At 46.1% G+C, this 11283-nt stretch carries 12 protein-coding genes; 11 read left to right on the forward strand and 1 reads right to left on the reverse strand.

The features are described from left to right. The coding region (locus BEB42_RS25300) for an IS1 family transposase (protein ID WP_004200914.1) at nt 1-74 on the forward strand (74 nt) is incomplete at its 5' end. Between the two features lie 128 nt (nt 75-202). On the opposite strand, the gene BEB42_RS25305 is transcribed toward BEB42_RS25300, so the two are convergent. Beyond that, nucleotides 203-1129: a helix-turn-helix domain-containing protein gene (locus BEB42_RS25305; RefSeq protein WP_077777229.1), complete on the reverse strand. Its 927-nt coding sequence runs from the start codon at nt 1127-1129 to the stop codon at nt 203-205. A 288-nt stretch (nt 1130-1417) separates the two neighbouring features. Here BEB42_RS25305 and BEB42_RS25310 point away from each other — a divergent pair, with 288 nt between their 5' ends. The 10 genes from BEB42_RS25310 (at nt 1418) to BEB42_RS25355 (ending at nt 10809) form a co-directional block, all read left to right on the forward strand. Then, nucleotides 1418-1924 carry a fimbrial protein gene (locus BEB42_RS25310; RefSeq protein WP_061316188.1) on the forward strand — a complete coding sequence of 169 codons (507 nt, stop codon included), beginning with the start codon at nt 1418-1420 and terminating at the stop codon, nt 1922-1924. A gap of 67 nt (nt 1925-1991) precedes the next feature. Continuing rightward, a complete protein-coding gene (faeD, locus tag BEB42_RS25315; RefSeq protein ID WP_048227846.1) occupies nt 1992-4364 on the forward strand; it encodes a F4 (K88) fimbrial usher FaeD in 2373 nt (790 codons plus the stop codon). Then, nucleotides 4357-5133, forward strand: a complete 777-nt coding sequence (faeE, locus tag BEB42_RS25320) for a F4 (K88) fimbrial chaperone FaeE (protein ID WP_048227847.1) — start codon at nt 4357-4359, stop codon at nt 5131-5133. The genes faeD and faeE overlap by 8 nt, the downstream gene beginning before the upstream one ends. Nucleotides 5134-5175: 42 nt before the next feature. Continuing rightward, nucleotides 5176-5670, forward strand: a complete 495-nt coding sequence (locus BEB42_RS25325) for a DUF5462 family protein (protein WP_048227848.1) — start codon at nt 5176-5178, stop codon at nt 5668-5670. A 222-nt stretch (nt 5671-5892) separates the two neighbouring features. Beyond that, on the forward strand, nt 5893-6756 hold the full coding sequence (locus BEB42_RS25330) for a hypothetical protein (protein WP_048227849.1): 864 nt from the start codon (nt 5893-5895) through the stop codon (nt 6754-6756). A gap of 130 nt (nt 6757-6886) precedes the next feature. Beyond that, nucleotides 6887-7678, forward strand: a complete 792-nt coding sequence (faeH, locus tag BEB42_RS25335; RefSeq protein ID WP_149014805.1) for a F4 (K88) fimbria minor subunit FaeH — start codon at nt 6887-6889, stop codon at nt 7676-7678. Nucleotides 7679-7707: 29 nt separating this feature from the next. After that, nucleotides 7708-8472, forward strand: coding sequence for a hypothetical protein (locus BEB42_RS25340; protein WP_001352820.1), 765 nt, complete (start codon nt 7708-7710; stop codon nt 8470-8472). Nucleotides 8473-8651: 179 nt separating this feature from the next. After that, nucleotides 8652-9875 carry a phosphoadenosine phosphosulfate reductase gene (locus tag BEB42_RS25345; protein ID WP_001203370.1) on the forward strand — a complete coding sequence of 408 codons (1224 nt, stop codon included), beginning with the start codon at nt 8652-8654 and terminating at the stop codon, nt 9873-9875. Then, nucleotides 9860-10498: a ParB N-terminal domain-containing protein gene (locus tag BEB42_RS25350; protein WP_000528642.1), complete on the forward strand. Its 639-nt coding sequence runs from the start codon at nt 9860-9862 to the stop codon at nt 10496-10498. Before BEB42_RS25345 ends, BEB42_RS25350 begins: the two co-directional genes overlap by 16 nt. Nucleotides 10499-10551: 53 nt before the next feature. After that, complete coding sequence (locus BEB42_RS25355) at nt 10552-10809, forward strand: PerC family transcriptional regulator (RefSeq protein ID WP_032321883.1); 258 nt, start codon at nt 10552-10554, stop codon at nt 10807-10809. The last annotated feature ends 474 nt before the right edge of the window (nt 10810-11283 follow it).

Below are 11283 nucleotides of genomic sequence, written 5' to 3' on the forward strand. Positions count from 1 at the left end.
TGTCGTTCTCAAAATCGGTGGAGCTGCATGACAAAGTCATCGGGCATTATCTGAACATAAAACACTATCAATAAGTTGGAGTCATTACCCGGGAAGACAAGGAAAATAGTCATTTCTGAGAGGGGCCGGAAGGATGTCAGTGAAAAGCCCCTTATCGTTTTTTGGATAATCTTTTTACCATTCATATCAGGAGTAAATGGTATTATTTCTCATAGGATTGTTCAACGTTCATCATTTCTGATGATACTGTCTTTTTTCCTTTTTGTAATGGATACGTAATATCATGGATGTCCGGACATATAGAAATGTTGTCATCGTTTACAGGCAAGTAGTATTCAAAATAGAAACTTCCGTCTGTATTTCTTGTTATTATCTCCAAATCATATGAGTTTCTTTTTTGTAAGCCATAATAAGGCAATACATTCATGTATATGTTATTTATGTGAAAAACATAATCTTTTATACTGCCATGATAGGTGAAATACGCAAATAACCCTTCATCAATCTTCCCCTCAATACTTGAGTGTTCTTTTTTTGCCCAGAATATTGAGTTTATAATAAAATTGTCATTAAGTTTATTTTCCTTGCTAATGGCGTTTGAAACAAACAACGGTTCGTCACTGCGTGAAAATAATGATTTAACCATATTCCACTTTTGCTGAGAATTTTCAGCGGTATACGGGATTTTTTCTTTAAAGCAAACAGGAGTACCAAAGAAATCCTTGTTTTCCAAGCGCCGGAGTTCCGGAACTGGAAACAAAGTATCCAGATGTCGGTGACCCGTCTGGTTTTTAAATGTCCATATTTTATCTTTCCGATATTGGAGTGGGGTGTTACCGGTATGCTTCTTGAATTCGCGAGTGAATGTCTGTTGCGAATCATAACAGAGCTTTTCTGATATTGTGACTAATGGTAAGTTTGTTAAGCGTAACAAGACCGCCGCACGGCTGACCCTTCGACGTTGTATATATTTTCCAACCGGCATCCCGATATAATCAAAAAAAAGCAGTTGTAGATATCTACGGCTATACCCTGAGTATTCAACCAGACTGTTGATATCTATCGGGCTAATTTCAATATTATCTTCAATGTAATCTAAAATAGCATTAATTGTCATTTTTTTTAGGATCATGTTCAATTCTCATATTTGAATAATCAATGTTGTTCCATTAAAGAAGTATATCGCAAACACAATATTACTGTTAATGAATAGGATAATTTTAGCAAAAAGTGCACTTGTTTTTGTTGTGTGCACGTTTAGCTAATACATACCGTTGTGTTTATTTAGAATTCGCTTCAACAAATTTCGAGGAATGTTGTAGGGGGGGGCATTTTATTTGCTGAGCATATCTGTGGAGTGAGGTGAGGAGTGCGGAATAAATTAGTGTTTAATCTTTCTGGGGCGTTATTTGGTCTTGTGTTGAGTATTCCGGTATTTGCCAGTTCTGTTCAGCGCACAATATTCAGTGCTGATGTCGTCGCTTCGGCTTGTCATGTCGTTATTGATGGTAATGGAACCGGGCAGGGGCAACTTACATTCGACACATTCAGGAAATCATCCGGAATGCCCGTACAGTCACAGGAATTTACTGTTCGTCTGTACGAAAACGGAGCCACGGTTCAGGGCTGTTCTGCTTTTCAGGCCGGACAGGTCGCCACCCTGGATTTTGGTAACCCGGGGCAACTGGATGCCGCAGGAGTGATTACCCGTGGTGCTGGAGACGGTATCCGTGTGGATGTTCGTGCGGTGGACGCTCAGGCTGATTATCGGGAACGCATAACGCAGGCCAACCACACAGTGAATTACCCCGTTAATTTTGCCACAAAGGGGCAATTCCGTTTTCGTGCACAGCCTGTAATGCCTGCAGATGTTAAAGCGGGTGAATATACAGGGGCTTTGTCTTTTGTTGTGACGTATCAGTGAGAATGTTGTGGTGAAGAGAATAGCAGTTTTTTTTAACCATCGACCTTTTCGTCGCACTCTGCTGGTAATGGCTGTTATGGCTGCTCTTGAAAGCGGAGCGTCATATGCAGGTGAAAAACTGGATATGTCCTTTATTCAGGGTGGAGCTGGTACAAATCCGGATGTGTGGGCTGCCTTAAATAGTAATTATGCACCGGGGCGTTATCTTGTTGAGTTATCCCTGAACGGGAAAATCCTGGGCAAGCATATTCTTGATGTAACGCCGGAGGACAGTAATGAACTCTGCCTGACAGAGGAGTGGCTGACGAAGGCGGGTGTTTATATCAGTACGGATTATTTTCGTGAAGGGTATGACGCCACCCGGAAATGTTATGCGCTGTCAAAAGCGCAGGCTGTAAAAGTGGATTTTGATGTTTCCACACAGAGTCTGGTGCTGACCATCCCTCAGAAGGGGCTGGTTAAGGTGCCGGAGAACGTTGACTGGGATTACGGAACCAGTGCGTTTCGTGTCAACTACAGTGCCAACGCGAATATGGGGCGACACAACACGTCAGCATTTGGTTCTGCTGACCTGAAAGCCAATATTGGTCACTGGGTTGTCAGTTCTTCCGCCACCGCAAGTACGGGTGACAGTGGTGATAATAATGCATCGATAAATATGTTTACTGCCACCCGGGCGATTCGTTCGCTGAGTGCGGACCTGGCGGTGGGGAAGACATCAACGGGTGACAGTCTGCTGGGCAGTACGGGGACATACGGAATATCCCTGAGCCGGAATAACAGTATGAAGCCCGGCAACCTGGGATACAGCCCGGTGTTCAGTGGCATAGCGAATGGGCCGTCCAGGGTAACGCTTATTCAGAACGGACGGATATTGCATTCTGAAATGGTTCCGGCGGGGCCGTTTTCCATCACTGATGTGCAGCTGTACACCAGTGGTGATGTGACAATGAAAATTACAGGTGAAGACGGGCGGGAGCAGACACAGGTATTTCCGTTATCCGTGGTCAACGGACAACTGAATCCGGGACAGCATGAATTTAATATCGCTGCAGGATTACCGGATGATGACAGTCACCTGAAAGGTGGTGTGTTTGCTGCATCATACGGTTATGGTCTGGATAATCTGACCCTGCGGGCCGGGGGCGTGTTTAACCACGACTGGCTGGGGGGGAGTGCCGGCGTGGTTGCCGGACTGAGTTACCTTGGTGCGGTATCGGTTGATGGCGCTTATGCCACAGCGAAGTATCGTGATGGTAACCATGCGGGTAACAAAGTACAGGTGGCCTGGAGTAAACAACTGGAGATAACAAACACAGGTTTACGGGTGAGCTGGGCGCACCAGAGTGAGGAATATGAAGACATGTCCTCTTTTGACCCGTCAAAACTGTGGAGTGAGGAAAACCATGGTCGCCATACAAAGGATGAATGGAATATGGGTATCAGTCAGCCGGTGGGCGGACTGTTTAATCTGTCAGTATCCGGCTGGCAGCGGAGTTATTACCCCATATCCGGTACGGGGTATTCCTCTTTGTACAGTGACGGTAAAGACACGGGGCTGACGGGAACGCTGAGTACGCAGATTAAAGGTGTCAGTCTGAACTTTGGTGTATCCGGTTCCCGTAACTCACAGGGAAATGATAACTGGTCGGCATCCGCTTCGGTTTCGGTTCCGTTCACATTGTTTGACCGCCGGTACAGCAGCAGTACATCGGTGAGTACCAGTAAGAGTGGCGGCGTCGGTTTCAGCACGGGGGTATCCGGTTCACTGAATGACCGCTTCAGTTATGGTCTTGGTGGTGGTCGTGATGGTGATGGTGGTGCCAGCGGTTATTTCAACGCGTCGTACAGTGGTGACCGGGCATATCTGAGTGGTGCGCTGAATTATTCGCAGTCCGGCGGAACCAGTGGTTCAGTGTCAGCCAGTGGTTCGGTACTGGCAGTGCCGGCAGCGCGGGACATCATGTTCAGCCGGACAAGTGCTGACACGGTGGCTGTGGTGAATGTGAAAAACACGCCAGGTGTGAAGGTGACTTCCGGTAACGGGGAAACGGATAAGGACGGCAACCTGGTCGTGCCGTTGAACAGTTATGACTGGAATACGGTGACGGTGGATGCAGGGACATTGCCGCTGGATACGGAGCTGGGCAATACAAGCCAGAAAGTTGTTCCGACGGATAAGGCTGTTGTGTGGATGCCGTTTGATGCACTGAAAGTACACCGCTACCTGTTGCAGGTTAAGCAACGTAATGGTGAGTTTGTGCCGGGCGGAACCTGGGCCAGGGACAGTAAAAAAACACCACTGGGCTTTGTGGCTAACAATGGTGTGCTGATGATTAACGCGGTGGATGCGCCGGGGGATATCACTCTGGGGCAGTGCCGGATACCTGCAACAAAACTGCAGGATACAGAGAAACTACAGGAGATTACGTGTGAATAAGCGTAGTGCAGTAACGAAGTTTTTCACTAACAGAGTGACAAAAGTGCTGGGGATGACCCTGGCACTGATGATGGCCAGTCAGAGTGCGATGGCCTCCCTGGCAGCAGACCAGACCCGTTATGTTTTTCGCGGGGACAAAGATGCGCTGACCATCACGGTTACCAATAATGACAAGACCCATACATTTGGGGGGCAGGCGTGGGTTGACAATATTGTTGAGAAAGACACCCGCCCGACTTTTGTGGTGACGCCGTCTTTCTTTAAGGTGAAACCGAATGGTCAGCAGACGCTGCGTATCATCATGGCCTCAGACCATCTGCCGAAGGACAAGGAATCGGTGTACTGGCTGAACCTGCAGGATATTCCGCCAGCCCTTGAGGGGAGTGGTCTTGCAATTGCTTTGCGTACAAAACTGAAACTGTTCTATCGTCCGAAGGCACTACTGGAAGGTCGTAAGGGCGCAGAAGAAGGTATCAGTCTGCAAAGCCGTCCTGATGGTCGTACCATGCTGGTAAACACCACGCCGTACATCTATGCCATTGGCGGATTACTGGATGCAAACGGTAAGAAAATTACTACCGACAGTGAAACGACCCAGAAACTGCTGATGTTCATGCCGGGTGATGAAGTACAGGTGAAGGGAAATGTGGTGAAAGTGGAATCCCTGGATGATTATGGTGACCTGAAAACCTGGACGATTAATCAGAAGAAATCCACGGCAGGGACGAACGTTGATGAAAATGCCCAACCTCAGAAAAGTGCGGCGTAATCAATCCCGCCGTACCGGAGTACAGAACAGAAGGGGAGTTAAATGAAAAAGAAAATGATGATAGCTGGCCTGCTGTTTACTGCATTCGGTTTTCAGTGTGTTCAGGCAAATGAATACACTGAGAAAACACAATATCTGGGGGTAGTGAATGGTCAGGTGGTGGGGAACAGCGTGGTGAAAGTCACCCGCACCCCTACTGACCCGGTGTTGTACCGGAGTGATGATGGCACATTACCGGTACAGTTACGGATTCGTGATGCAGAAGTCCGTCCGGCATCCGGTGGTATGGCTTATATCACAGTAAAGCAGGTATTACCGGATAACCAGGAAGCCAGAATCACCCTGAAAACGTCCCTGGTGGTGGATGGGCAAAAGGCTGTACTGAATGCCAGTCAGCAGGGCGAGGATGTTCTGATAACGGTACCGGACGCACAAAAACAGGTTGAGTTACGTTCAGATGTGCCGGCTGACCTGGAAATTCCCGTGAATTATCGCGGAAATATTCAGATTGCATTACAGGTGGAGGGCGTTAATTAAAAATCAGTATTTGCATTCTGTGTTTTATAAACTCACTGAAGTCCGCTGAATAATTTCACGGTAAAGAGTTGTCTTTTACGGGAATAACGTAAACCCATTCTGTTTTTGCACTATTCATACATGTGGCAACATTTATATATGTTGTACAGGGATGGGTTTGCGGTAATTCTGTGATGGGATTACCAGCTATATAAAATATATTAACTGGAAGGAATTAAGCTTATGAAAAAGACTTTGATTGCACTTGCGGTAGCTGCGTCTGCAGTTGTGTCATGCTCTGCAACGGCAGCTCTGGGGAATTGGGAGGAAAATACCCAAGGGGGAACGGTTTCAATTAATGGTACAATTACTGTAGTTAATTCGCCAGTGTGGATGGTCGCTACAGGTACTGGTTTTTCTGGTTTTTCAAGTGTGGCAAGTGATATGACAGATAATAAGGAGATATCTTTACAAGTCCCAGAAAGTATTCCAGTGTTAGAAATTAAAACTAAGGGGGCTTATACTGTCGCCGAGTATTCTAAAGGGGTTATGCCAAGTATTGTTTTTACTGGCGGTGATGATGTTGCTATTGTTAAAACTTGGAATCAAGATGGTACATTATCTTTTAGCGCTCCTGTTTATGTCGATGGACAAATTGCTGGTACGGCAAAGTTTGATAAGGCTATGGTAGGCGGTATGATGTACGGCGATCCAGAATCAGGTGACACTGGCATCAAACTTGTAGTATCAGACAACTATAACGATCCTCTTTCATTATATGCTGGACTTGTTGGTGGTAATCGCCAGGCAAGCTCTGTTGATGTCACTGAAGGATTTCTGAGTCAACTGGGTATGTCTGATTTGATGGATGATGCTAAAGGTAAACTGGATGCTTCGTATTCTAACTGGGCTGATCATCAATGGATCCAATCCTTGACCCCAGCTAGTGCTGCTGATAAGTTTAAGATTGAAGGTATGAGAAAATCTGCGACCTGCATGGGGTTCGGTTTGTCTACTACCAGTACAGTTGATTTGACCTTTACGGACGCTCTTACAAAGACTACTAATTGGTCAGTGCCGCTTAAAGTGACTGTTCAATATAATTGATATGTAATGCTTGAATAAGTAAATCGTTAATAATAACACTCTCATTATTTGAGTGAGAGTGTTATTTATATTTCTCGGTGTGTCGGTTTTTGTTTGGCATATAGATAAAACAGGATAAGGTGTAAATAACATGAACTTGTTTCGTTGTTGCCATCTGTTTTTATTTTTTTTATCCGTTTTCTTTTGTTCGTTGAACTCATATGCCGATTACCTTGATGGTGGTGAAATTCAGTTTCATGGTTTTGTTACTGATGAGGCTCCTAAATGGACATGGCAGATTGGTTCATCCGAACAATCCTGGTCCGTGGACACCGCTGATGCCCGGACAGAAAATGGACAACTTGTTTTTGATTTGCATGATAAAGGTTCATTACCGTTTCTTGAGGGGCATCTGTTCGAAGTGGCTGAGCGCGGAGGTCCAGGTTTTACACCGTTTATCACGTTCAGCAGTAATGGTCAGCCTTTTACGGTAACAGACGGAAACAGTACCACGGCACAGCATTTTCAGGCTTCTGTCCCGGTAAGTGATCCTGAAAATGGTCAGGTGACAGGGCAACTTTATTTTACCCTTGATCAGGGGATGGCTGTCAGTACTGGTGTCCAGGAGGATGGCGTATCGGTACCTGCGGGGATGTCACTGGTCAGTGGACAGAGTGTGACGAATGTTCAGTCCGGTAGTTTACCCCAGGAACTGAAGAACCGTTTATCTTCATTGTTGCTGATGAATCAGAAATTTGGTGGTGGAATGAGCGCAGTGGATAACGGGCAGGTTATCAGTCAGGGGATTCTTGCGGATGGCAGAGTTACAAATATTGCTGCCGCCTATGCATCGTCAGTGTCGGATTTTGAATTACACCTTCCGGCAAAAGACACTCCTGCTCAGTGGCAGGCAAAACTGAATGTTACGGTTACTGTGCAATGAATGGCAGGAAGACGACAGAGGAGAAAAATGTGAAGAATTCATTTTTGTTATTTCTGATGATGTGTTTTTTTCCATTCAGTGTTCTGGCCTGGAATACACCCGGACAGGATTTCAGTGGAGAACTTAAACTGGGCGGCCCGGTAACCAGTACCCGTAATCCTTGGGTGTGGAAGACAGGAGAGGGAAAGTCAAACCTGAATGTCAGACAGTCTCCGGTTTCACGTAGTAGAGATACGGTGGTTCCTGTTTCTTTGCCTGCCATGAATCTTGTACTGGGAAAAACAGTTCTTACCACACCTGCCGGACGTGAGGGGTTGGCTCCCCGAATTATATTCGGAAAAGGTATTGAGGATTTTTCTCTGGTGTGGGCCACACCAGGAGTTGCAGATGTTACATTGCCTGTTACGGGGGAAGGTAATCGTCGGGTTGGTCATTTTACGTTTCGTATGCAGGCGGCAGGGCTTATGCGGCATGTAAGTAACGGTCAGGTTACTTATACCAGTATATATGATGATGTGGAGGGGAACGGCCTGCCTGATAAGTCTCATATTATGAACTCAGGGCAGATTCCGGGATTACTCCAGCCGATGTTCAGTGGTGAAGGGCCAGACTGGTTGTCGGAAATATCAGTAAGTTCAGAGACAGGTGTAAGCCATTTCAGCGATACGTCTCTTCGTCAGATTGAAGGTGTTTATGGTGCCCGGGTTGTTGCGGACAGTGGTGAATTACATCTGCGGGGAGATAAAACAGAACGCTGGAATGTGTCCCTGCCAGTGAGTATTGAGTATCAGTAATGGGATAATTCTGTACTGAATATTATCAGGGTGCGGTAATGATATGAAAATAAGTATTTCAGTCATCATGGAATATTTGATTCTGATGATGGGACTCTGGTTTGTTGTGTGGTTGATTACGGACTGGTTGCCTCGTATTTGACAGAAAGTGAAATCAGAATGCTTTATCAGGGCTATGTATGAGATGTATACAAAAAGTCATAGCGGAAGAAAATGTTCTTTCAGCGGCCATACAGCGTATTGAATGGGTATTTTCAGCGTTTTCTTCAGTTTGCCTTTCCTTCTCAGGTGGAAAAGATTCCACCGTTCTTTTTCATCTCACTGCTGACATTGCCCGCAAGAAAAAACGTCGTTTCTCGGTACTGTTCATTGACTGGGAGGCTCAGTATCAGTGCACCATTCAGCATGTACTGAATATGCGGGAGCTGTACCGGGATGTGGTGGATACCTTTTACTGGGTTGCGCTGCCTCTGACCACCGTAAACGGTGTTTCCCAGTATCAGCCGGAATGGGTGTGCTGGGAGACCGGTGTGGAATGGGTACGCAGGCCACCGGAAGATGCCATTACGGATACTGAATATTTTCCTTTTTACCGTTACGCCATGACATTTGAGGAGTTTGTCCCGGCCTTTTCATCCTGGTTTGTGGCGGATAGATGTGGTGCGGCCATACTGACCGGCGTTCGTGCAGATGAGTCCCTTAACCGTTTTATGGCACTCACATCACAGAGCAAACTCCGTTATGCCGATGATAAACCCTGGACCACGGCATCGCCCGACGGGTTTTACTATACGATGTATCCGTTGTATGACTGGAAAGCCCGGGATATCTGGATATACAACGCCAGAACCCGGGCGGCTTATAATCCGTTGTACGACCTTATGTACCGGGCCGGAGTACCGTTACGAAATATGCGGGTCTGTGAACCTTTCGGTCCGGAACAGCGCAGAGGGCTCTGGCTTTATCACATTCTTGAGCCTGACACCTGGGCCAGAATGTGTGCCCGGGTTTCCGGTGCTGCCAGTGGGGCGCTTTATGCCAATGAAAGTGGTGCTTATTTTGCCCTGCGTAAGCGTATATCGAAGCCGGAACATCATACCTGGCGCAGTTATGCGATGTTTCTTCTTGATGCCATGCCGGAGAAAACGGCAGAGCATTACCGGAACAAGATAGCGGTTTATTTACGCTGGTATCAGACGCATGGTTATCCTGACGATATTCCGGATGAGCAGGAAAATGACATGGGAGGTCGTGATATCCCCTCCTGGCGCAGAATCTGTAAAACGCTGATTAAAAATGACTTCTGGTGCCGTACGTTATCTTTCAGCCCGAATAAGCCACGACACTATGAACGTTATCTGCAGCGAATGAAAGAAAGGAGGAAAGAGTGGGGAATACTGTAACGCTGGAGCAGGTTTCTGACATACTCATCCGGAATCTCTGTTCATGTGGTACGGATGAAGAGAAAATTAATGTTCTGAATCATCTGCGAAAGGTACTTCACCGGTTCAGTCCTTTTGTAGATGAGCCTGTTGACTGTGTGCTCTGGGTCAGGGCTGATGATGTTATTGCGAATGATTATAATCCGAACGTCATGGCCCCCTCGGAGAAGAAACTGCTGAAACAGTCGCTGGAAAAGGATGGTTTCACCCAGCCAGTGGTGGTGTCAGAGGAAAAGGAGCATTACCTGGTGGTGGACGGTTATCACCGTCAGTTACTGGGACGCGGGAGGAATGCGGATTCACGGTTAAAGGAGTGGTTGCCGGTGACCTGTATCAGGCAGGAGCGGAAAGGTGCTGCAGCACGTATTGCCGCCACCATCAGACATAACCGGGCAAGAGGAAAACATCAGATAACGTCAATGTCTGATATTGTCAGGGATTTATCGCGACTTGGCTGGTCAGATGAACGTATCGGAACAGAGCTGGGCATGGACCAGGATGAAGTCCTGAGACTGAAACAAATCAGTGGTCTTACTGAGTTATTTCAGGAGGAGGACTTCAGTCAGGCATGGACTGTTCGGTGACTATTATTGTTGAATTTTATTTTGAATTTACAGGTTTTATTTTGAGTCTTCACATTCATTATCCTGTGCAGGTACAGGATCCTGTTGCACAGAAACTGGAGGAAGCAGGATTCTGGCGAAGAGCTGCTACCCGTTGGTTAACTGTTATGGGAGATGTAGAGTATACAGAAGCACAACGGGAGTGGCTTCGGCAAAGGAGAGAATATTGTTTGATGCAGATCCCACAACTGGTGTTACCTGAAAAGCTGGATGTCAGCGAGGTAGCCAGGGCTGCTGATGCCACGTTGTTGAGAATGGGAATTACAAAATGATTATGCTTAGGTTTGTGCTCTTATTATTGGTATGCTTATGGATAAAAATATCCGTAATGTATAGAAGGTTTTCAGGAATAAATTATTTACAGTAACAGGGAGTGATTCGGGATGAATCTCTCGAATATAAACAAGGCGCCGGAGAAAACGAAGGTTAAAAATAAACTTAACTATATAAGTCTTATATTGTTGATGTGATATTTTTCCTCTATGTTACACAATAGCAGTAAATTAAAAAAAACGACTCCGGCTTGCCGGGATTGCGCTATTCATTAACACATCGCACTTTTGCAGTCGGCGTTCAAAAATAATTTGACAGCTATTCACCCACATCAACACATCCTGGTTAATGCAGATAGTTCGTTCACTTTCATATGTGGTTTAAGTTAAATTGAGTGTAAGCGTACAGCCTGAACCGTCTGGTCAGAATCTGACGAATTAGACAAAGTGGTGTCCACCAAATAAGTAGTGGGA

The sequence above is a fragment of the Escherichia sp. MOD1-EC5990 genome (assembly GCF_002965285.1).
Classification (GTDB): domain Bacteria; phylum Pseudomonadota; class Gammaproteobacteria; order Enterobacterales; family Enterobacteriaceae; genus Escherichia; species Escherichia coli_F.